The organism is Azospirillum oryzae, from assembly GCF_900177515.1.
Classification (GTDB): domain Bacteria; phylum Pseudomonadota; class Alphaproteobacteria; order Azospirillales; family Azospirillaceae; genus Azospirillum; species Azospirillum oryzae_A.
Window position 1 is genome coordinate 539006 of sequence record NZ_FXAK01000005.1, and the last position, 23412, is coordinate 562417.

At 67.8% G+C, this 23412-nt stretch carries 14 protein-coding genes; 10 read left to right on the forward strand and 4 right to left on the reverse strand.

The genetic code is table 11. The features are described 5' to 3' along the window. Positions 1–19 precede the first annotated feature (19 nt). Positions 20–1165: an NAD(P)/FAD-dependent oxidoreductase gene (locus tag B9N97_RS10850; RefSeq protein WP_085086198.1), complete on the reverse strand. Its 1146-nt coding sequence runs from the start codon at positions 1163–1165 to the stop codon at positions 20–22. Between the two features lie 252 nt (positions 1166–1417). Between B9N97_RS10850 and B9N97_RS10855 the strand changes: the two genes are divergently transcribed. The 7 genes from B9N97_RS10855 (at position 1418) to B9N97_RS10885 (ending at position 11478) form a co-directional block, all read left to right on the forward strand. After that, the gene (locus B9N97_RS10855) at positions 1418–3466 is read left to right on the forward strand and encodes a hydantoinase/oxoprolinase family protein (protein WP_143266595.1); all 2049 of its coding nucleotides are present in this window, start codon (positions 1418–1420) and stop codon (positions 3464–3466) included. A 5-nt stretch (positions 3467–3471) separates the two neighbouring features. Continuing rightward, a complete protein-coding gene (locus B9N97_RS10860) occupies positions 3472–5460 on the forward strand; it encodes a hydantoinase B/oxoprolinase family protein (protein WP_085086202.1) in 1989 nt (662 codons plus the stop codon). Continuing rightward, entirely contained in the window at positions 5457–5765 is a 309-nt protein-coding gene (locus B9N97_RS10865) for a (2Fe-2S)-binding protein (protein WP_085086204.1), read from the forward strand. Before B9N97_RS10860 ends, B9N97_RS10865 begins: the two co-directional genes overlap by 4 nt. After that, on the forward strand, positions 5762–7123 hold the full coding sequence (locus tag B9N97_RS10870; protein WP_085086206.1) for an FAD/NAD(P)-dependent oxidoreductase: 1362 nt from the start codon (positions 5762–5764) through the stop codon (positions 7121–7123). Before B9N97_RS10865 ends, B9N97_RS10870 begins: the two co-directional genes overlap by 4 nt. Before the next feature lie 124 nt (positions 7124–7247). Further along, complete coding sequence (locus B9N97_RS10875) at positions 7248–7508, forward strand: helix-turn-helix domain-containing protein (protein WP_085086208.1); 261 nt, start codon at positions 7248–7250, stop codon at positions 7506–7508. A gap of 82 nt (positions 7509–7590) precedes the next feature. Then, positions 7591–9372: a SulP family inorganic anion transporter gene (locus B9N97_RS10880; protein ID WP_085086210.1), complete on the forward strand. Its 1782-nt coding sequence runs from the start codon at positions 7591–7593 to the stop codon at positions 9370–9372. 72 nt (positions 9373–9444) lie between these two features. After that, a complete protein-coding gene (locus B9N97_RS10885) occupies positions 9445–11478 on the forward strand; it encodes an AsmA family protein (protein ID WP_085086212.1) in 2034 nt (677 codons plus the stop codon). Positions 11479–11505: 27 nt separating this feature from the next. Here B9N97_RS10885 and B9N97_RS10890 read toward each other — a convergent pair whose 3' ends face one another. Continuing rightward, positions 11506–11844 (reverse strand): hypothetical protein, encoded by a 339-nt coding sequence (locus B9N97_RS10890; RefSeq protein ID WP_085086214.1) that lies wholly within the window; start codon positions 11842–11844, stop codon positions 11506–11508. 196 nt (positions 11845–12040) lie between these two features. Between B9N97_RS10890 and B9N97_RS10895 the strand changes: the two genes are divergently transcribed. Then, positions 12041–12718 (forward strand): dienelactone hydrolase family protein, encoded by a 678-nt coding sequence (locus B9N97_RS10895; protein WP_085086216.1) that lies wholly within the window; start codon positions 12041–12043, stop codon positions 12716–12718. On the opposite strand, the gene B9N97_RS10900 is transcribed toward B9N97_RS10895, so the two are convergent. Together B9N97_RS10900 and msrP are read right to left on the reverse strand one after the other, a co-directional pair. Continuing rightward, the gene (locus tag B9N97_RS10900) at positions 12630–13379 is read right to left on the reverse strand and encodes a protein-methionine-sulfoxide reductase heme-binding subunit MsrQ (protein ID WP_085086218.1); all 750 of its coding nucleotides are present in this window, start codon (positions 13377–13379) and stop codon (positions 12630–12632) included. The two genes, B9N97_RS10895 and B9N97_RS10900, sit on opposite strands and share 89 nt — an antisense overlap. 2 nt (positions 13380–13381) lie before the next feature. Continuing rightward, positions 13382–14329: a protein-methionine-sulfoxide reductase catalytic subunit MsrP gene (gene msrP, locus B9N97_RS10905; protein ID WP_085086220.1), complete on the reverse strand. Its 948-nt coding sequence runs from the start codon at positions 14327–14329 to the stop codon at positions 13382–13384. A 760-nt stretch (positions 14330–15089) separates the two neighbouring features. Here msrP and B9N97_RS10915 point away from each other — a divergent pair. After that, positions 15090–21026, forward strand: a complete 5937-nt coding sequence (locus B9N97_RS10915) for a HAMP domain-containing protein (RefSeq protein ID WP_211099111.1) — start codon at positions 15090–15092, stop codon at positions 21024–21026. Positions 21027–21262: 236 nt separating this feature from the next. Beyond that, a complete protein-coding gene (locus tag B9N97_RS10920) occupies positions 21263–23401 on the forward strand; it encodes a response regulator (RefSeq protein ID WP_143266597.1) in 2139 nt (712 codons plus the stop codon). Positions 23402–23412: the final 11 nt, after the last annotated feature.

Here is a 23412-nt window from a genome sequence, read left to right on the forward strand (position 1 = left end):
CCCAGGCAGGTCGGCTCGGTCAGGACTGCCCTGCTTCCAGGCCGACCGGCTGGCCGGCAGTCTGGAAACGCTCGATGCGGAAATCCTGCAGCGGTGTGTCGGTGCGGCCGGTGGCGATGATCTCCGCCATGACGTCGCCGACGCCGGGGCCGAGTTGGAAGCCGTGGCCGCTGAACCCGAAGGCGTGGAACAGGCCCGGCGTCGTCGCCGACGGCCCCATCACCGGAAGCTTGTCGGCGACATAGCCCTCGCAGCCCGACCAGGTGCGGATCACAGTGACGTCGGCGATGGCCGGAAGCAGCCGGATCAAGCCCCGCAACTGTCCGGGCAGCCGTGCCGGATCGGCCTTGGCATGGCCGGGGTCGAGCGGCACCGGCACACGCTCGGCCGCTCCGCCGAAGACGATGTTGCCGCGCTCCACCTGACGGAGATAGCCATCCCCGCCCGCGCGCGACCACATGCCGACCACAGGCAGGATCCTGTGCGGCAAGGGTTCGGTGACCCCCATCTGCGGCCCATACGCTTCCATCGGCACAGGCTCGCCGAAGCCGGCGGCGACGCGGGCTCCCCAGGCGCCGGCGGCGTTCAGCAGGCAGTCGGCGGCGAAGCGGCCCCGCTGCGTCACCGCTTCGAAGCCGGAGCCGGTCGCCGATACCTCCACCGGCCCGCAATCCTCCACGATCTCGGCACCCAGGCGGCGGGCGGCGTCGGCGAAGGCGGGGGCGATCAGGCGCGGGTTGCCGCTGCCATCCTGCGGCGAGAAGGAGGCGGCGATGGCGCCCGGCCCCAGCCCAGGAAAGCGCCGGCCAATTTCCGACGGCGTCAACTCCTCCAACTCCAGCCCCCAGGGCCGTGCGTCGGCGATGTAGCGGCGCATGTCGTCCAGCCCATCCTCGTCGAACACCAGCCGCAGATGGCCGGTGGCGCGGAACTCCACGTCACGGCCCAGCAGTTGCTCTGCCTCGCCCCACAGCGCCCGCGACCGGTGGGCGAGCGGCAGTTGCGGCAGATAGCGCCCGCTGCGGCGGATGTTGCCGAAGGACGCGACGGTGGCGCCCGAGCCGACGCGGTTGCGTTCCAGCAGCGTGACACGCAGGCCGCGCCGGGCCAGGAAGAAGGCGGCGGCCGATCCCATCAACCCGCCGCCCAGCACGATAACCCTCATCGACCTCTCCTACATGCGGGCGGACGCGGCTCCGCCCCATCGGTCAGGCTGCCCACGACCGACAGGCGGGTCAAAGACGGGTTGGGCATGATCCCATAAGGCCGGGCTATGGATCGCGCCATTGGAGCCCCGGTGCATAAGTCCGCCTTATGCGTTTGCTTTCATTGGGTCTTAGACCGCCCTCGGCCCGCCATGTCAGCTTTTCGGCCAGCACAGGCTGATTTGCGGAATGGAGCGAAGATGGACGGGGGCATGGGTGAGGCCGATTGGAAGGTGGGCGTCGACATCGGCGGAACCTTCATCGATTTCTGCGCGCTGGACACCCGGTCGGGCCGGGTTGCATCGCTGAAGGTGCTGACGACACCGGACGATCCCGGTGCCGAGCTGATGACCGGCCTGACCCTGCTGGCCGAGCGCGAGGGGATGGACCCGCGCGCCGTCACCCGCTTCGTGCACGGCACGACGGTGGGCATGAACACGGTCATCCAGCGCAAGGGAGCGCCGCTGGCCCTGCTGACCAATGCGGGGTTCGAGGATGTGATCGAACTCGCCCGGCTGCGCATGCCCGATACCTATTCGCTGTTCTGCTCGCGTCCCGACCAGCTGGTGGCGCGTGACATGATCTTCGGCATTCCCGCCCGCCTGCGGTCGGATGGCACCGAGCGGCAGGCTCCCGACAGGACGGCCGTCGCCGACGCAGTGGCGGCCCTGAAGGCCAAGGGGGCGGCGGGCGTCGTCGTCTCGTTCCTCCATTCCTGGCGCGACGGCGGCCACGAAAATGCGGTGAAGGAGGAGATCGCCCGGCTCGCCCCCGACCTGTTCGTCTTCACCTCCGCCGAGGTCTGGCCGGTGATCCGCGAGTATGAGCGGACGACGACCGCGATCCTCAACGCCTATGTCCATCCCCGGATCTCCGGCTATCTGTCGGCGCTGGAGGAGCGGCTGGCCGGACGCGGCGTGCCCGCCCGTCCGCTGCTGACCAAATCCAACGGCGGCGTGATGAACGCGGCGGAGGGCAAGCGGGCCTGCGTCCACATGCTGCTGTCGGGTGCCGCCTCCGGCGTCAACGGCGCTGCGTGGTTGGCCCGGCAGGCGGGAGAGCCGCGCATCCTGACTCTCGACATCGGCGGCACCTCGGCCGATTTTGCGCTCATCATCGACGGTCAGGCCCAGTTCGGCACCGGCGAGATGATCGGCGAGTTCCCGCTGCACATCCCGTCGGTGTCGGTCAGCTCCATCGGCATCGGCGGCGGGTCGATCGCCAGCGTCGACGGTCAGGGCGTGCTGCGCGTCGGCCCTGAATCCGCCGGATCGACGCCGGGTCCGGCCTGCTATGGCCGCGGAGGCGAATGGGCGACGGTGACCGACGCGATGGTGGTGTGCGGCTGGCTCGGCCACAGCCAGATGGCCTACGGGCAGTTGCGGATGGACGCCGACCTCGCCCGCGCCGCCGTCCGGCGGCTGTCCGACCAGTTGGGCCGTTCGGTGGAGGCCACCGCGCAGGCCATCCTCGACGTCGCCGTGTCGGAAATGTTCGCGGAGGTCGAGAAGATGGCGGCGCGCGCCGGCGTCGACGTGAGGGACTTCGCGCTGATGCCCTTCGGCGGCGGCGGGCCGATGCTGGGGGTGTTCCTGGCGCGTGAGCTGGGGATGCCGCGCGTCGTCGCGCCGCGCTGGCCCGGCGTGGTGTCGGCGCTGGGTGGGTTGGTCGCCGACCTGCGCGGCGATTTCGTCCGCACCCTGTTCGCCGAGCTGTCCGCCGGACTGATGCCGACGTTGCGCGAAGCCTTCGCGGCAATGGGTAGGGAAGGGCGCGACTGGCTCGCCGCCCAGGGCCATTCCGGCGCGGCCGAGCTGAGGATCGTCGCCGACATGCGCTATGCCGGCCAGAGCTATGAGATCGAGACGCCGCTGGACCCGTCCTGGCTGGACGGCGACGACCCCGGCGCTATCGCCGCCGCCTTCCACGCGGCGCACGCGCGGCTCTATGATTTCGACGATCCGGACGGGCGGATCGAGATCGTCAACCTGCGCCTGTCGGCCATCGGCAATGGCCCGGCGCTGCAGTTCCCCACCGCGCCGGACGAACCGCGCCCCGCGTCGGCGGAGCGGACGGTTCCGGTCTTCACCGGCGGCGTCGTGACCCCGGTCGGGCTGTATCGCCGCGCGGACCTGCAGGCTGGCGCGCAGTTCCAGGGGCCCGCCATCGTCGCGCAGGAGGACACCACCTTCGCCATCCCGGCCGGGACCGAAGCCCGCGTCGATGCGCATCTCAACCTCCACCTGACTTTTGCGGAGTGACGCCTGTGTTCGATCGGATGAAGCTTCAGGTTCTGGCGAACCACGCGCGCTCGGCGGCCGAGAACATGGCCCACACGCTGCAGCGCACCGCCCATTCCGCCTTCGTCAAGGAGACGGAGGATTTCACCGTCATGCTGCTGAACCGCCGGGGCGAGACCTTCGGCGTGCCGATGGAACTGGGGGCGACCTGGTATCCGGGCCTGACCTATGGCCGCGCCATCGACATGATCGATGATTACCGGCCCGGCGACGTCGCCTTCACCAACGATCCCTATTCCGGCTTCGTCGCGACCCACGCCCCGGACACTCACCTGTGGAAGCCGGTCTTCTACGACGGCGAGATCATCGCCTGGACCGGCGGGCACATCCACAACACCGACATGGGCGGCGCGGTCCCGGCCTCGCTGTCGCGGGCGCTGACCGAAATCCATCAGGAGGGCATCCGCTTCCCGCCGATGAAGCTGGTCCGCGAAGGGGTGTTCGACGAGCAGATCCTGCGGATCATGACCACCAATGTCCGCAAGCCCGACCTGAACATCGGTGACATCAAGGCGCTGGTCGGTGCGCTGAACACCGGGGAGCGCAAGATCCTCGCCATGGTGGAGAAGTTCGGCAAGACCGCCTTCCTCGACGGCGTCGATGCGCTGCTGGACCATGCAGAGGCGCAGGCGCGCGACATCCTGCGCGGGATGCCCGACGGGGAGTGGGTGTTCGCCGACTACGCCGACGAGGATTCGGTCGCCGCCAACCCTTGCCGCCTGAAACTGACCCTGAGGATCAGGGGCGACGAGGCGGTGCTGGACTTCACCGGGTCCGACCCGCAGCTTGCCTCCTCGCTCAATGTGCCGTCGGGCGGCGATCCGCGCCACACCATCCTGCTCGTCGGGGTCTATTACGTCCTCTACACCCTCAATCCGAAGATCCTGCTGAACACCGGCCTGACCCGGCCCTTCACCTGCATCGCCCCGGAGGGGACGGTGCTGAACCCGACCTTCCCGGCGGCGGTGGGGATGCGGTCGCTGACCTGCGCGCGGCTGCGCTCGGTGATCTTCGGCGCCTTCTCCCAGGCGGTGCCGGAGCGGCTTCCGGCGGCGCCGGCCGGCAACAACTGCATCGTCAACGTGATGACCACCGACGAGCGGACGGGCAACCGCATCATCGCGGCGGTCAACCCGGTGGTCGGCGGCGGCGGCGGCATGCCGCACCGCGACGGCACCAACGGGTCGGGCGCCGACGCCGCCTACCTCAAGAACACGCCGATCGAGATCACCGAGATGGAAACCCCGGTGGAGTTCGTCCGCTACGGGCTGGCGACCGACAGCGGCGGGCCCGGGCGCTGGCGTGGCGGGTTGGCCACCCACATGGCCTTCCGCGTTTTCTCCCCCGACACCCGCATCACCGCGCGCAACCGCGACCGCGGCTTCTTCCGCCCCTGGGGCGTGCTGGGCGGCCGGGCGGCCGGGCTGTCCGACATGGTGGTCAATCCCGGCACGGCGGGGGAGCGGCGGCTGGGCAACATCGACACCGCGGTGCTGCAGCCGGGCGACGTGCTGGACATCCGTTCGGCCGGCGGCGGCGGCCGGGGCGACCCCTTCACGCGCGAGGCATGGCGGGTGGCCCGCGACGTGGCGCGCGGCTATGTCTCCGTCGAGGCGGCGGAGCGGGAGTATGGCGTCGTCATCCGCGACGGCGTGCTCGACGCCGAGGCCACAGACCGGCTGCGTGCCAACAGGTCGGCTCCCACCGTGCATTTCCATTTCGGGCCGGAGCGCGAGGGCTACGAGCGGCAATGGACGCCGGCCGCCTATGATTTCCTGACGCGGACACTGGACGGGTTGCCGATCCATTGGCGCTTCTTCGCCAAGACGGAAATCTTCAGCCGCATGACCGGCCGTTCCGGGGCCGAGGGGGTGGAGGCGGCGCTGGAGGAGGTCTACGCCCGCTTCCCCGAGATGCCGCGCGCCAAGGCCATTGTCCGGGAGGCGGCGGAATGACCGAGGCTACTGGTGGCCGGCTGGTCAGGTTGGCCGAGACGGTACGGCAGCCGATCCGCTTCCTGCTGGATGGGGTTGAGCGGACGGCGCTGTCGGGCGATACGGTGCTGACGGCGATCCTCACCAACGTCCCGGCTCTGCGGCAGGCGGAGTTCGGGCCGGAGCGGCGCGCCGGCTTCTGCCTGATGGGGGCCTGCCAGGATTGCTGGATCTGGCAGGAACAGGGGCCGCGGCTGCGCGCCTGTTCAACGCCGGTTGCCGACGGCATGCGGCTGCAGACCCGGACGCGGGAGGATTGGCCATGACCGAACCGCGTATCGTGATCGTCGGCGCCGGTCCCGCTGGGATTCGCGCGGCGGAAACGCTGGCGGCGGCCGGGCTGCGCCCCACGGTGATCGACGAGGGGGCAAAGGCCGGCGGGCAGATCTACCGACGCCCGCCCGACGGATTCACCCGTCCGCCTGCGACTCTGTACGGCTCGCAGGCGGAAAAGGCGGTGGCGCTCCATGGCGTCTTCGACGGTCTGGCGGCGGCCGGCCGCATCGTCCATCTGCCGCGCCATTCGGTCGCCGCACTGGCCGACGGGACGCTGCATGTGGTCGGCGACAGCGGAAGCCGATGGATCGGTTATGACCGGTTGATCCTGGCGACCGGCGCGACCGACCGTCTCGCCCCAGTTCCCGGCTGGCAGGCGCCAGGCGTCTACAGCCTCGGCGCGATGCAGATCGCGCTGAAGGCGCAAGGCGTGGCGATGGGGCGGCGGATCGTGCTGGCCGGGTCGGGGCCGTTGCTGACCCTGCTGGCGACCCAGCTGCTGAAGGCTGGCGCGCAGATCGCCGCGGTTCTCGACACCGCCGGCATGCGCGGCCAGATCGCCGCCTTCCCCGACCTTGCCGTCCGCCCGTCCTTTGCCCTGCAAGGGCTGGCGATGCGGGCGCGGCTGGGGCGGCTCTACCATGCCGGGATCGGTCTGGAGGGGATCGAGGCGACGGAAACTGGGGTGACGGCGGTGCGCTGGACGGATGCCGGCGGGCGGTCCCGACGAACGGCCTGCGACGCGGTCGGGCTGGGCTGGCATCTGAAGGCGGAAACCCAGCTTGCCGATCTCGCCGGCTGCCGGTTCGACTATGATGCGACATGGTCACAGTGGTTGCCCTGTGCCGACCGGATGGGGCGTGCCGGAGACGGCGTCTATCTGGCCGGCGACGGTCTGCGCCTGTTGGGGGCCGATGGGGCGGAGGTCGCCGGGCGCCTCGCCGCTGCCGCCTGTCTGTCCGATCTGGGCTTGCCGGCGCCGGACACCGCTGCCGACCTAAAGCGGCTCGACCGGCTGGAACGCTTCGCGCGCGGCATCGCCCGCGCCTTCCCGTGGCCGGCGGATCAGGTGCGCGCCCTGTCTGATGATACCGTTCTCTGCCGTTGCGAAGGGATCACCGCGGGCTCGGTGCGTGAAACGGCCGCCTATGGCGGGGCGGAGGCCAACCGGGTGAAGTCGCTGGGCCGGGCCGGCATGGGGCGTTGCCAGGGCCGCTATTGCCAGCTTGCGGCTGCCGAACTGATCGCTGTCACCGGGGGACTTGTGCATGCCGGTGAGGTGGGGCGCCTGCGCGCCCAGGCTCCGGTGCGTCCGATGCCGATCCGCGCCTTGCTGGAGGAAGACTGAGTCGCGGCAGGCGGGTTCTCTGGCCGGTTCCCGCCGCTACGATCCTGAACATCCTTATTGATATCTGAAACATCATTATGCATACTCTAGGCATAGTTACAGATGTATCAGCGTGGTATGCAGGATGATCACGGCTTCGCAGATGCGCGCCGCTCGGGCGCTCCTGGGGATCGACCAGAAGACACTTGCCGAAATGGCCGGGCTGTCCGTTCCGACCATTCAGCGCATGGAGGCGAGCGACGGAAACGTGCGCGGCGTGGTCGACAGCCTGACCAAGGTGGTCGATGCCCTGACCCAGGCCGGAATCGAACTGATTGGCGAGAATGCGCAGAGCATCGCCGGCGGCCGTGGCGTCCGGTTGAGGACACCGACGGAAAAATCCTGACGCCACACCTGATCGAACCTGCGACGGCGACCGCCGACCTGATGCCGACGATCCCGCCGCCTTATTGAAGGCCGCCGGACAGATGACAGCCCGAACCGAACCGATTTCCCAGCGCCCAATCTCCAAACCTCGTCAGCCCAGTTTTGCCGAACTGTTCACCCCAAAGCTCGTCACCATTCTGCGCGAGGGGTACGGATTATCGAATTTCCGCGCCGATGCGATCGCCGGGCTGACGGTTGCCATCGTCGCACTTCCGCTGTCCATGGCGATCGCCATCGCCTCCGGCGCTTCGCCGGCACAGGGTCTCTACACCGCGATCTTCGGCGGCTTCCTGGTGTCCGCCCTCGGCGGCAGCCGGTTTCAGATCGGTGGCCCCGCCGGCGCCTTCATCGTGCTTGTCGCCGCCACGGTGCAGGCGCACGGCATGGACGGGCTGATCCTCGCCACCATGCTGTCCGGCCTGATGCTGGCGGCCATCGGCTTTCTGCAGTTGGGCACCTACATCAAGTTCATGCCCTATCCGGTGACGGTCGGCTTCACCGCCGGCATCGCCGTCATCATCTTCGCTAGCCAGATCAAGGATCTGCTCGGCCTGAGCCTGGGCGTACCGGAGCCTGGGCCGCTGCTCGACAAGCTGCCGGTGCTGTGGTCGAGCCTGCCGACGGCGAAGCCTGCGGCGGTCGGGCTGGCGCTGGCGTCGATCGGCATCATCACCGGGCTGAAGATCCTGCGGCCCCACTGGCCGGGCATGCTGATCGCGGTCGCCGGAAGTGCGGCGGTGACCGCCGGCTTCGGCCTGGAGGTCGCGACCATCGGCACCGATTTCGGCGGCATTCCGCCGGGCCTGCCGATGCCGAGCCTGCCGGCCATCTCCTTGGACAAAATCCAGGCGGTTCTTCCGAGCGCCGTGTCGTTCGCGCTGCTCGGCTCCATCGAATCGCTGCTCTCGGCGGTGGTCGCCGATGGCATGACCGGGCGCCGCCACCGCTCCAACTGCGAACTGGTCGGGCAGGGCGCCGCCAACGTCGCCTCTGCCCTGTTCGGCGGATTCTGCGTCACCGGCACCATCGCCCGCACGGCGACCAATGTGCGCGCCGGTGCCCATGGGCCGGTTTCCGGCATGCTGCATTCGGTCTTCCTGCTGGTCTTCGTTCTGGTCGCGGCACCGCTGGCCAGCTTCATTCCACTCGCCAGCCTCGCCGGCGTGCTGGCGGTCGTGTCCTGGAACATGGTCGAGAAGCCGGCTTTCGCGCTGCTTCTGCGCTCCTCGCGCGGGGACGCCGCTGTCCTGCTGTCGACCTTCCTGCTCACCATCTTCCGCGGTCTGTCGGAAGCCATCGTCATCGGCTTCGCGCTCGGCTCGGTGCTGTTCATCCATCGCATGTCGAAGGTGACCGCGATCGAGAGCCAGACGCCTTTCGTCGCCGAGGACCGGCCCGACGGCGCCGCGTCCGCCCGCACGCCCTACGATGAGGGCGCCGCCGATCCCGATGTGGTCGTCTACCGCATTTCCGGCGTGTTCTTCTTCGGCGCGGCGGCCTCAATCGGTTCGGTGCTCGACCGCATTGCCGATACGCATCGGGTGCTGATCGTCGATTTCAGCGCCGTGCCGTTTCTCGATTCCACCGCCGCCAACACCATCGAAGGGCTGGCGCACAAGGCCGCCCGGCGCGGCGTGAAGGTGATCCTGACCGGGACCAGCCACGCGCTGCGTCAGGACCTGTTCAGCCATGGGCTCAAGCCGCCGCTCGTCGCCTATGAACGGACGATCGAGGTCGGTCTGCGCAAGCTGCGGCGGAGCGATGGGCGTAAGACCGCCGGAGCGGACTCATCCGCCGAGACGTGGCGGGGCAACGAGGGGTAGGATCGCCTGTTGTCCGGCACGGGAGGCGGACGCCGCGCAAACGGTGCCCGCTCCGCGGCAAAGGAGGGCGTCATGAGAAAGCTGCTGATCGCGCTGGCCGTCATCGTCGGTTTGGTCGTCGTCGCGGTGGCCGCTCTGCCCTTCGTCCTGACCGGGGATTTCATCGCCCAGCGCATCGCCGCGGCGGTGAAGGAGCGCACCGGCCGCGATCTCGACCTCCGGATCGCCTCGGTATCGCTGTTCCCGCGGCTGAAGGCGGCGATCGCATCGGCGGCCCTGTCCGACGTGCCCGGCAGCGGACGTCCGCCGATGGTGGAGGTCGGGAGCGCCAATCTGGAAATGCCGCTGTGGCCCCTGCTGCACGGCACTGTGGAACTGGAGCGCCTACGTGTCGACGGCCTGCGGGCCAATCTGGTGGTGGATGCCGGCGGGCGCGCCAATTGGGACTTTGACGGCCAAGGCACGGTCCAGGGCAGCCAGACTGCCGGTTCCGACGGCCAGAAACCCCAAGAGCTTCCCGACCTGCGGTTCGGCGATGTCCGCATCGGCACTGTGGCGGCCAACTACACCGACCAACGGTCCGGCCAGTCCGTCGCCCTGTCGGACGGGTCGCTGGTGGTGGCGATGCCCGATTTCGACACGCCGGCCCATATCGAAGGCCATGCCGCGGTCAACGGGCGCGCGCTGACCCTGACGGCCCAGGTCGCCTCCCCTCGCGCGCTGGCCGCAGGTAATCCGACGGCCGTGCAAGGGCAACTGGCATCCGACCTGTTCGAGGCCAAACTGGATGCAAAGCCGGAGGCCGACGGCCACACTGGCGGGCCGCTGACGGTGTCGGTGCCGGACGTCCCCGCCCTGGCCAAGTGGCTGGGGGTGCCGAACCCGGCGACGCTGCCGGTGCGCACGGTCCGCCTCACCGGCAAGGCCGGTCTCGGTGGGCCGCAGGCGTCGCTGGACGATTTCACTCTGGCACTCGACGACGTCAGGGCCAGTGGTGCGGTGAGCGCGGACTGGTCGGGCAAGGTGCCGGCGGTGACGCTGCGGGCATCGGTCGATCCGCTGGACCTCGACCGCTACCTTCCCGCGCCCGCCCCGGCCGCGCCGGCCCAGACACCCGCGCCCGGTTCCGCGGACGCCGGGTGGAGCGACGAGCCGATCGATGTTTCCCCCTTGCAGCGTCTGAACCTGGATGCGGTCGTCGACAGCAAGGGGACCAGAATCCGGGGCATCGGAATCGGGCCCACCCGTACCAGCATCAATCTTCGGGACGGCGTTCTGGCCGTCGATGTGCCGGACATTCCCGCCTTCGGCGGCCACAGCAGCAGCGGACTGAAGGTGGACGCCACGAAGCAGCCGGCGAGCTATGCGCTGACGATGACCGCCAACGGCCTGCAGGCCGAACAGGTGCTGGCGACCTTCGCCGGGACCAACGTGATCCGCGGGACGACCGCGCTGAACATTGACGTGACCTCGGCCGGCGGCAACCAGAAGGCGCTGGTGTCCGCCCTGATGGGCACAACCCACATCCTGTTCCGCGACGGTGCGCTGCGGGGGATCAACATCGCGGCCATCCTTCGCGATCCGGTCGCCGCCGCCACCGGGCGGATGCAGGACGCTGCGCGGGAAACCGATTTCGCCGAGTTCGGGGGCAACTTCCGCCTGGATCACGGGGTGGCCCGCACCGGCGATCTGCGCATGCTGGCCCCGATCTTCCGCGTGGAGGGGCAGGGCACGGTGTCGCTGCCCGACCGGCGACTGGACCTCCGCTTGGAGCCGACGGTGACGTCCAGCTTGAAGGGGCAGGGCGGGCAGTTCGAACAGGCCGGCGTGACGATCCCGGTCCTGGTGACGGGCAGCTTCGGGGCCCCCTCGATCCAACCGGATTTCAGCGGGGTCGCCCTGTCCGCCATCAAGGACCCGGCAAAGGCCGCCGAGGCGGTGCGGCGCCTGAAGGAAGGCGCCTCGCCGGCCGACATCCTCGGCGGTTTCCTCGGCTCAGGCAATTCCGGCAATGCCGGGGCTTCCGACAAACCGGCGGGAAACCTGCCCCTGCCGATCCCGGGCGGCCAGTTGCCGCCGGCCCTCAAGGACCTGTTCGGCCGGTGAGGTGTGCCGGTCGGCGCCCGGATGCCGTCAATCGAAGCTGAAGCCCTGGTCCTTCATGTAGATGTTCTTGACCTTGCACCAGTCGACGCTGAACTTCTCCGACTCATAGCCGACCCAGTCGACCTTGAAGGGCACGACGCAGTTGCCTTCGTTGCTGCCCCAGTCCATCTCGGCGGATTCGCCGGGCTTTAGCTTGAAATCGATCCAGTTCTTGCTCCACGCGCCATTTTCATAGGTGCGGAAGCCGTTGATGACGTAGTCGGACGATTTGTTGTGCAGGTTGAACTTGTAGGTGTCCGCCGCCTGGGCGGAGACGGCAGCGCCCGTCAGGGCGGCGAGGACGGCGAGAAATGCGAAGCTGCGCACGGTTTCACCTCGTCAGGGGGTAAGCCGGCCATGATGGCCGCAGTCCACACTGTGACGAGGCAATAATCCGAACGGAAGAGCGGATATGACCATCGTAGCGGTCGGCTGCCCTGTCGCCAGTTGCCGTGACGGTCCAGAGCCCTATGATCCTCGGCAATGACCGCCTGGACGGTCTCGCAAGATGAGGGTTCGGGACATGAGTGACGCATCAGCCGCCGGCTGGATCGAACTGACAGCGGCGGACGGCCACCGGCTGCGCGCCTATCGGGCGCCGGCCAAGGGCGAGGAAATCGGGCGCCTGATCGTGGCGCCGGAGATCTTCGGCATCAACCACCACATCCGCAGCGTCTGCGACGGCTTTGCCCAGCAGGGCTTCACCACCGTGGCGCCCGACCTGTTCGACCGGGCCGAGCGCGGTGTGGAACTGCCCTATGATGATGCCGGCATCCAGCGTGGCATCGCGCTGAAGGGCGCGGTGGCGACCGCCGACGCCCTGCAGGACGTCGCCGCGGCGCTGGCCCATCTGGGCGGTGACGGGTCGGCGGCCATCGTCGGCTATTGCTGGGGCGGCAGCATCGCCTGGGCGGCGGCCTCGAACCTGCCGGTGCGCGCGGCCATCGGCTATTACGGTGGGGAGATCGGCAAGACGCTGGACAGCGCCCCGCGCGTGCCGACCCTGCTGCATTTCGGCGAGCAGGACCACGCCATCCCGCTGTCGGTCGCCGAGGGGGTAAGCTCGCGCTATCCGTGGGTGCCGGTGCATGTCTATCCGGCCGGCCACGGCTTCAACTGTGACGAGCGGGGGAGCTTCCATCCGGAAAGTGCGGTTCTTGCGCTTCGCCGGACCGTCGGGCTGCTGCGGGCGGTGTTCTGACCGGCCGCGGTACGACCGGTCGAGCATCCTTCCGCCGTCTGTCCTTATGGGATCCCAGCCGGATCGGCCAGCGGCGGAAGGCCAGCAGCCCGATGCAGATCAGCGCATAGACCAGCGGCGCCGTCTGCCAGCCCTTCACCAGCATGATGAAGTGCAGGCAGCCGGCCAAGCCGGCGATGAACACGCCTTTGTGCAGGGCGCGCCAGTTCTTGCCGCCCAGCCGCTTGACCATGCCGTCGGTGGAGGTGGCGGTCAGCGCCGTCAGGATCAGGAAGGCACCCATGCCGACCGTGATGTAGGGCCGCTTGACGATGTCCTTCCAGATCGCCGGCCAGTCGAAGAACTGGTCCAGCCCGATATAGGTGGACAGATGGACGCTGGCGTAGAAGAAGGCGAACAGCCCCAGCATCCGGCGGAACCGCGCCAGCCCGGCCACGCCCGTCAGCATGCGCAACGGCGTCAGCGCCAGCGCGATCAGCAAGAAGCGCAGGGCCCAGAGTCCGCTGGCCTTGACGCTTTCCAGCACCGGCTCGGCTCCCAATTTGCCGGTGTAGGCGAGCCAGACGGTCCAGACCAGGGGAACCAGGGCGGCGGTGAAGACGACCGGCTTGGCCCAGCGGGACGCAAGGGCCGCGTTGGCGGCGGCGCGGAAATCGGACATCGTCAGAAATTCGCCTTCAGGTCCATCCCGGTATAGAGCGACGCGACCTCTTCGCCGTAGCCGTTGAAGGGCAGCGTCTTGCGGCGGGAGAATTCGCCGACCCGCCGTTCCGTCGCCTGGCTCCAGCGCGGGTGGTCGACCGCGGGATTGACGTTTGAATAGAAGCCGTATTCACTGGGCTGCGATTTGTTCCAGGCAGTCGGCGGCTGCTCCTTCACCAGCGTGATCTTGACGATCGACTTGATCGACTTGAAGCCGTATTTCCACGGCACCACCAGCCGGATCGGCGCGCCGTTCTGGTTGGGCAGCACCTCGCCATACATGCCGACGGCAAGCAGGGTCAGCGGGTGCATGGCCTCATCAAGCCGCAGCCCCTCGGTATAGGGCCAGTCCAGCACCCAGGAGCGCAGGCCCGGCATCTGCTTCGGGTCGTTCAGTGTCTGGAAGGCGACGTATTTGGCGTTGCCGGTCGGCTCCACCCGCTTCAGCAGTTCGGCCAGCGGGAAGCCGACCCAGGGGATCACCATCGACCAGCCTTCGACGCAGCGCAGGCGGTAGATGCGTTCCTCCATCGGGAATTTCAGCATGTCCTCGATGCCGATGGTCGTCGGCTTGGCAACCTCGCCGCCGATGGCGATTTCCCACGGGCGGGTCTTCAGCGTGCCGGCATTCTCGGCCGGATCGCTCTTGCCGGTGCCGAACTCGTAGAAATTATTGTAGGTGGTGGCCGACTTCATCGGCGTCGTCGGGTCGAACTTCGGATCGGCCGGCTTGATTGTGGTCGGCGCCTCGAAGGCGGCGGCGAGCGCGTTGCCGCTCCACACCGGCAGGCTGCCCAGCGCCATCGCGGCGGCACCGCCGGCCATCAGGCTGCGGCGCGACAGGAAAAGCTCCCGCGGCGTCACCTCGTCTTCGCGTGCCTGCGACGCGGTGGGGAATTTGAACAGCATCGACCCTCTCCCGAACGGACCATTCCTGCCACTAACCATAGGTCCGCAGCCGGCCGTCGGCAAATCACAGGGTCTACACGATTGCGTGAGCGGGGATTCAGCGCCGGCCCAGTGGGATCACCACCGCCGGTCCGCCGAACCCGCCGCCGCGCGCCGCGCGCCGTACCGGAAAGGGCAGAACGTCAGCCGGAGGTCGTGGTGGGCTGAGCATCGGCAATCCGGGCATTCCAGCGAAAGAATGGGCCAAGGCCACGCTCTGTTGGCAGGCGCGCATCCAAGAGAGCATGCAGCACATCGAAGCCTGCATGGTGAATGTCCACAGAGTCATGGCCAAGCCCCGGGCTGTGAAGAAGGTCGGGTCGTCTTGCCCCGCGGGAAGCGGCCGGTGCCGGAAAGACCCGCCGTGGCTGGATCCTTAACGATAACGGCGGGTAAATCGTTCCGGCGTCCGCGTGATGCGCAATGGTCGTTCGGCTGAATGACTGAGCTGAGGAGAGCGTCCAAGCACAAGAACCGACCCTCTCCAACGTAAGTCATAGGCGTAATCCTTCCGCACGAATCGCAAGCGCCTACGAAAGGCTAAATTGACCGGAATCGCCTTTACTTCATCGTGCGGGGCTGTAGGACTGCGCAGTCGCCCTTCCAACTGGGGCGGTGTACACACAGTCCTGATGCGGGTATTCGGCTTTCCGGTTGTGTAGGCTTGCGTTTTCTTCGACCGCACAACCAGGCGGTCTTGGGGATGGGCGGAGCGCGGTCCATGGTGGGCTCGGCGCGCGGATTGGGGAACGGCATGACGGCGATGGTCGAGACGGCGGACGCGTTGGATCCGAAGGTTCTGCTGATGGCCCTGCGGCAACTGCGCAAGGGTGATTTCTCGGTGCGGCTGCCGCTGGACCTGACGGGAATCGACGGCGAGATCGCCGCCGCCTTCAACGACGTGGTCGAGCTGAACCATAACCTGACCACCGAGACCAGCCGGCTGAGCGTCGCCATCGGCAAGGAAGGCCGCATCAGCCAGCGCGCCAAGCTGAACAACGCGTCGGGCGGCTGGGAAACCTGCGTCGACAGCATCAACACGCTGGTCGGCGATATGATCCAGCCGACGACGGAAATCGCCCGCGTCATCGGCGCCGTCGCCAAGGGCGACCTGTCCAAGACCATGGCGCTGGAGATCGAAGGCCGCCCGTTGCAGGGTGAGTTCCTGCGCACCGCCCGCAACGTCAACACCATGGTGGAGCAGCTCGTCACCGTCACCACCGAACTGACGCGTGTGGCGCGCGAGGTCGGGATAGAGGGCAAGCTGGGCGGGCAGGCGCAGGTGAAGGGCGTCGCCGGCAGTTGGAAGGACTTGACCGAGAACGTCAACGTGATGGCGGCCAACCTGACCGGTCAGGTGCGCAACATCGCGGAGGTGACGACCGCGGTCGCCAAGGGCGATCTGTCCAAGAAGATCACCGTCGACGTGAAGGGCGAGATCCTGGAGCTGAAATCCACCATCAACACCATGGTGGACCAGCTGAACAGCTTTGCCTCGGAAGTGACGCGCGTGGCGCGCGAAGTGGGCTCCGAAGGCAAGCTGGGCGGTCAGGCGAAGGTAGAGGGTGTCGGCGGCACCTGGAAGGACCTGACCGACAACGTGAACATGATGGCGGCGAACCTGACCGGTCAGGTCCGCAACATCGCCGAAGTGACGACAGCAGTCGCGAGAGGTGACCTGTCGAAGAAGATCACGGTCGACGTGAAGGGCGAGATTCTGGAGCTGAAATCCACCATCAATACGATGGTGGACCAGTTGAACAGCTTCGCCTCGGAAGTGACGCGCGTGGCGCGCGAGGTGGGCTCCGAGGGCAAGCTTGGTGGCCAAGCCCAGGTGAAGGGCGTCGGCGGCACCTGGAAGGACCTGACCGACAGCGTGAACATGATGGCGGCCAACCTGACCGGTCAGGTCCGCAACATCGCCGACGTGACGACCGCCGTCGCGACGGGTGACCTGTCGAAGAAGATCACGGTCGACGTAAAGGGCGAGATTCTGGAGCTGAAATCCACCATCAACACCATGGTGGACCAGTTGAACAGCTTCGCCTCGGAAGTGACGCGCGTGGCGCGCGAGGTGGGTTCGGAGGGCAAGCTGGGCGGTCAGGCGCGCGTGGAGGGCGTCGGCGGCACCTGGAAGGACCTGACCGACAGCGTGAACCTGATGGCGGCAAATCTGACCGGACAGGTGCGCAACATCGCCGACGTGACGACCGCCGTCGCCAATGGCGATCTGTCCAAGAAGATCACCGTGCCGGTGAAGGGCGAGATTCTGGAGCTGAAGAACACCATCAACACGATGGTGGACCAGCTGAACAGCTTCGCCTCGGAGGTGACGCGTGTGGCGCGCGAGGTGGGCTCCGAAGGCAAGCTGGGCGGACAGGCGCAGGTCCGGGGTGTCGGCGGCACCTGGAAGGATTTGACCGACAGCGTGAACGCGATGGCGACCAACCTGACCGGGCAGGTGCGCAACATCGCGGAGGTGACGACGGCGGTCGCCAACGGCGATTTGTCGAAGAAGATCACCGTCGACGTGAAGGGCGAGATTCTGGAGCTGAAGTCGACCATCAACACCATGGTGGACCAGCTTAACAGCTTCGCCTCGGAAGTGACGCGCGTGGCGCGCGAGGTGGGCTCCGAAGGCAAGCTGGGCGGACAGGCGCAGGTGAAGGGCGTTGCCGGCACCTGGAAGGATTTGACCGACAATGTGAACGCGATGGCGACCAACCTGACTGGGCAGGTGCGCAACATCGCGGAGGTGACGACGGCGGTCGCCAACGGCGATTTGTCGAAGAAGATCACCGTCGATGTGAAGGGCGAGATTCTGGAGCTGAAATCCACCATCAACACCATGGTGGATCAGCTGAACAGCTTCGCCTCTGAAGTTGCCCGCGTGGCGCGCGAAGTGGGCATCGAGGGCAAGCTGGGCGGTCAGGCCCAGGTGAAGGGCGTCGCCGGCACCTGGAAGGATCTGACCGACAACGTGAACATGATGGCGGCGAACCTGACCGGTCAGGTCCGCAACATCGCCGAAGTCACCACCGCGGTCGCCAAGGGCGATTTGTCGAAGAAGATCACCGTCGACGTGAAAGGCGAGATCTTCGAGCTGAAATCCACCATCAACACCATGGTGGACCAGCTGAACAGCTTCGCCTCGGAGGTGACGCGCGTGGCGCGCGAGGTGGGTTCCGAAGGCAAGCTGGGCGGTCAGGCGAAGGTGGAAGGCGTCGGCGGCACCTGGAAGGACCTGACCGACAACGTGAACATGATGGCGGCGAACCTGACCGGACAGGTGCGCGGCATCGCCAGCGTCGTCACCGCGGTCGCCGACGGCGACCTGAAGCGCAAGCTGGCGGTGGACGCGAAGGGCGAGATCGCGGCGCTGGCCAACACCATCAACGGCATGATCGACACGCTGGCGACCTTCGCCGATCAGGTCACCAACGTGGCGCGCGAGGTGGGCATCGAAGGCAAGCTGGGCGGTCAGGCCCGCGTGCCCGGCGCCGCCGGCCTTTGGAAGGACCTGACCGAGAACGTGAACCAGTTGGCCGCCAACCTGACCACCCAGGTGCGCGCCATCGCCGAGGTCGCCACCGCGGTGACCAAGGGCGACCTGACCCGCTCCATCACCGTGGAGGCGATGGGCGAGGTCGCGGCGCTGAAGGACAACATCAACGAGATGATCCGCAATCTTCGCGACACGACGCTGAAGAATGCGGAACAGGATTGGCTGAAGACCAACCTTGCCAAATTCACCCGCATGCTGCAGGGCGAACGCGATCTGGTCACCGTCTCCAACATGATCCTGTCGGAGATCGCGCCGCTGGTGAATGCGCAACATGGTGTCTTCTATGTCGCAACCCGCGACCGCGACGAGCCGCTGCTGGAACTGGTCGCCTCCTACGCGCTGAAAGAGCGCAAGAACCTGTCCAACCGCTTCCACTTGAAGGAAGGTCTGGTCGGGCAGTGCGCCTACGAGAAGAAGCGCATCCTGCTGACCAACGTGCCGCGTGACTATGTCTCCATCAGTTCCGGCCTGGGCGAGGCGCCGCCGCTGAACATCATCGTCCTGCCGGTGCTGTTCGAGGACGACGTGAAGGCGGTGATCGAGCTGGCGAGCTTCGGCCGCTTCAGCGAGACGCACCAGAGCTTCCTGGAGCAGCTGACCGAGAGCATCGGCATCGTGCTCAACACGATCGCCGCCAACATGCGCACCGAAGGCCTGCTGAAGCAGTCGCAGCGCCTGACCACCGAACTGCAGAGCCAGCAGGAGGAGCTGAAGACCACCAACGAGCGGCTGGAACAGCAGGCCGCCTCGCTGCGCAAGTCGGAAGAACTGCTGAAGGCCCAGCAGGAAAAGCTGACCACCACCAACGAGGCGCTGGAGGAAAAGGCCGAACAGCTGGAGAAGCAGAACATCGAGGTGGAGCGCAAGAACCGCGAGGTCGTGTTCGCCAAGGCGGCGCTGGAGGAGAAGGCGGAGCAGCTCGCCCTGACCTCCAAATACAAGTCGCAGTTCCTGGCGAACATGAGCCACGAGCTGCGCACGCCGCTGAACAGCCTGTTGATCCTGTCGAAGCTGCTGGCCGACAATCCCGACACCAACCTGTCCGACCGTCAGGTGGAGTTCGCCCGCACCATCCATTCCGCCGGATCGGACCTGCTGGGGCTCATCAACGACATCCTCGACCTGTCGAAGATCGAATCCGGCACGGTGACGTTGGAGATCGGCGAGGTCGTGCTGGGCGACCTGCGCAACCATGTCGAGCGGACCTTCGCGCAGCTGGCGCAGGAGAAGAAGCTGGACTTCACCATCGAGATGGACGAGGCGCTGCCCGCCAGCGTCCAGACCGACGAGAAGCGGCTGGCCCAGGTGCTGAACAACCTGCTGTCCAACGCCTTCAAATTCACCGAGAGCGGCGGCATCACCTTCCGCGTCGCCCCGGCCACCGAAGGCTGGAGCGCGGCGCATCCGACGCTGGACGCGGCATCTTCGGTGCTGGCCTTCACCGTCATCGACACCGGCATCGGCATTCCCGAGGAAAAGCAGCGCATCATTTTCGAAGCCTTCCAGCAGGCCGACGGCACCACCAGCCGCAAATATGGCGGCACCGGCCTGGGGCTGTCGATCAGCCGCGAGATCGCCCGGCTGCTGGGCGGTGAGATCCGCGTCTCCAGCACGCCCGGCCAGGGCAGCGCCTTCACGCTGTTCGTTCCGCGCAGCTTCGACAGCATGGCGGAATCCGCCGCTCCGCTCGGCACCCCCGCCGTCGCCGCAGCCAGCGCCGCGCTCGGCACCTCCCCTGCGCCGGCCGGGCTTCTGCCCAAGCGGACGGAGACGGCGACCCGGCCGGTGGTGGCCTCCGGACCGCAGGAAGGGCTGGCTCTGCTGGACATGCCGCCGGGCGGCGACGACCGCGAAAAGCTGCGCCCCGGCGAGCCGGTGGTGCTGATCGTGGAGGACGACAACACCTTCGCCTCCATCCTGCTCGATCTGGCGCGGGAGAAGGGGTTCCGCACCATCCTGTCCAGCGGCGGGGCGGCGGCGCTGCCACTGGCGCGCAAATACCGGCCGGACGCCGTGCTGCTCGACATCGGGCTGCCGGACATGGACGGCTGGGCGCTGCTCGACCTGCTGAAGCGGGACCCGCAGACCCGCCACATCCCGGTCCACGTCATCTCCGCCAAGGACGAGCGGCGGCGCGGCCTGTCGATGGGCGCCTTCGATTATTCGGAGAAGCCGGTGGAGCGCGAGGCGATCTTCGACGCCCTGAACCGGGTCAAGAGCTTCAAGGAACGCGACCACCGCAAGCTTCTGGTGGTGGAGAAGGACAGCCCGCAGCCGGGTGCCGTCGCCGCCCTGATCGGCAACGGCGACGTGGAGACGCACACCGTCACCTCGATCGAGGCGGCGATGGCGGCGCTGACGGCCGACCGTTTCGACTGCATGGTGCTGGACCTGTCCAGCCCGAACCTGCCCGGACCGGTCACCGTCGATTTCGAGCTGATCGAATGGCTGCGCACCCGTGACACGCTCGCCTGGATGCCGGTGGTGGTCTATGTCGCCGCCGACATCGCGGCGGAGGACGAGGCGCGGTTGCGCCGGCTCGCCGAGACGGTGGTGCTGAAGAGCGCCCGCTCGCCGGCCGGGCTGCTGGACGAGACGGCGCTGTTCCTGCACCGCGCCGTCGACCGCCTGCCCGAGGAGAAGCGGCGCAGCATCCTGGATTTGCGCCAGCACGACCCGTCGCTGGCCGGCAAGCGGGTGTTGGTGATCGACGACGACATCCGCAACATCTTCTCGCTCGCCAGCGTCATGGAGGCCCACAGGATCGAGGTCCTGCATGCCGAAAGCGGGCGCGAGGGGATCGAGCGGCTGCGCGCCGATCCGGAGGTGGACGTGGTGCTGGTCGACATCATGATGCCGGAGATGGATGGCTATGAGACCATGCGCGCCATCCGCGGCATCGAGGAGTTCCGCGGCCTGCCGATGATCGCCGTCACCGCCAAGGCGATGAAGGGCGACCGCGACAAATGCATCGAAGCGGGCGCCACCGATTACATCGCCAAGCCGGTGGACATCGACCATCTGCTGTCGCTGCTGCGGATCTGGACCGCCAAGGGCAACCGTCCGCAGGCGCGCGGCGGGGTGCAGCCATGACGCGGCGCAAGCTCCAGACGGCGAGGCGGGGGCGGCGAGCGCCCTTCGTCCCGCCGCCCGCCTCTCCGGTACCGCCGGTTCACCGGTCGGCCCTGCTCGGCACCACCAGCCTTCCGATACCCGGCGAGGAAGCCGTTCGCCAGACGCTTCTGCCGGCGGCCCCAGCGCCCGACGTGACGCCGGTGCCACCGCCCGCCGGCCCGGCTGCCGTCCCCGCGGGATGGGAAAGCGGAACCATGACCAGCGATTCGAATCCCCAGCCCGACAAGGCGGACGTCGCGATCCTGATCGTCGACGACGACCCGCGGAACCTGTTCGCCGTGCGTGAGACGCTGGAGGATCTGGGGGCGCAACTGGTGCTCGCCCGCTCGGGCGAGGAGGCGCTGAAGCATCTGCTGCGCCAGGACTTCGCCCTGATCCTGCTGGACGTGCACATGCCGGGCATGGACGGCTACGAGACGGCGGAGCTGATCCGCCTGCGCGAGAAATCCCGCCACATCCCGATCATCTTCCTGACCGCCATCAACAAGGACGAGACGCATATCTTCCGCGGCTATGCCACCGGCGCCGTGGATTACATGTTCAAGCCCGTCGACCCGCTGATCCTGAAATGCAAGGTGGCGGTCTTCGTCGACCTCTACCGCAAGACCGAGGAGGTGAAGCGCGAGGTCGAGGCCAAGCAGCGCCTGCTGGACGAGAATGAGCGCGTGCGGCGCGAGATGCGGCAGGCCGAACAGGCGCTGCGCCGGTCGGAGGAGCGGCAGGCGCTGATCCTGGGCCAGCTTCCCATCGTGCTCTACACTGCCGATCTGACTTCGGGCATTCCGTTCCGCTATTTGTCGGACACCACGGAAACGGTGCTGGGCTGCCCCGCCGCCCGCTTCATCGAGGATCCGCAATTCTGGGAAAGCGGGCTGCATCCGGACGACCGCAGCCGCGTGCTGCGGCAGCTGGAATCGGTTCACGAGACCGGGCTGACCATGGTGGAATATCGCTGGCGTGGCCCGGACGGCGGCGAACGGCATCTGCTGGACCAGGCCGTCGTCGTGCGCGACGAGGACGGCGTGCCGACCGAGCTGTTCGGCACCATCATGGACGTGACCGAGACGCGTCAGGCCCAGCAGCAGCTCGCCCATGCGCAGAAGATGGAGATGGTTGGCCGGCTGACCGGCGGCATTGCCCACGACTTCAACAACATGCTGATGGTGGTGATCGGCAGCCTGGAACGCCTGGTCCCCGGCCTCGCCGACGACCCGAAGGCGGCGCGGCGGGCGGAGATGGCGCTGCAGGCGGCGCTGCGCTGTTCCGACATGACGCGGCGTCTGCTGACCTTCGCCCGGCGCCAGCAGCTTCACCCGGAGCCGGTGGATCTCGGCGCGCTGGTTGCCGGCATGGGCGAGCTGATGGAGCGCACGCTGGGCGGTGCCGTCGCCATCGCCATCGAGGCGCCGCCGGCCGATGCCGAGCCGTTGTGGACGGCATCGGTGGACCGGTCGCAGGCGGAGTCGGCCCTGCTGAACCTCGTCATCAACGCCCGCGATGCCATGCCCGGCGGCGGAACCCTGCGGATCCGCACCGCGAACAGCCGCTTCCGCGAGCCGCAGACGGCACACGGCATGTCGGTGCCGGCCGGCGACTATATCCTGCTGTCGGTGGCGGACAGCGGATGCGGCATGCCGCCGGATGTGCTGGAGCGCGCTTTCGAGCCCTTCTTCACCACCAAGGAGACGGGGAAGGGCACTGGCCTGGGCCTTGCCATGATCCATGGCTTCGTCAAGCAGTCGGGCGGGCTGATCGGCATCGACAGCACCCCCGGCACCGGCACCACCTTCCGCCTTTATCTGCCGCGTGCGGCGATGGACGCAGCGCAAGGCCCCGCTCCGGACGAGGACGGCGCCGACGAGGCCTTCGCCGGACGTGGCGAGACGGTGCTGGTGGTGGATGACGACGCCGACGTGCGGGCGGTCGCCGTCCAGGCGGTGTCGGCGCTGGGATACCGCGTGCTGGAAGCCGACGGGGCGGAAGCGGCGCTGACCCTGCTGGACCGCCAGCCGGTCGATCTTCTGTTCACCGACATCGTGATGCCCGGCGGGCTGAACGGGCGCGAACTGGCACTGGAGGGTTTGCGCCGCCATCCCTCCCTGCGGGTGCTGTTCGCATCCGGCTATGCCAACGGAACCAGTGCGCCGGAACCGGAGGCCGGCGCATTCGCCGACACCGGCAGCGCCGCCGATCCCGGCGCCGTGCTGGGGGCCGTGCTGAGCCGGGCGGAAACGTTGCCGAAGCCTTACCGCGACGGCGTTCTGGCCCGCGCCCTGCGGCGCGCGCTGGATTTGCAGGCCCCTCTCGCCCCGGCGGAGGCCGTCCGGGGATGATGAGGGGGATC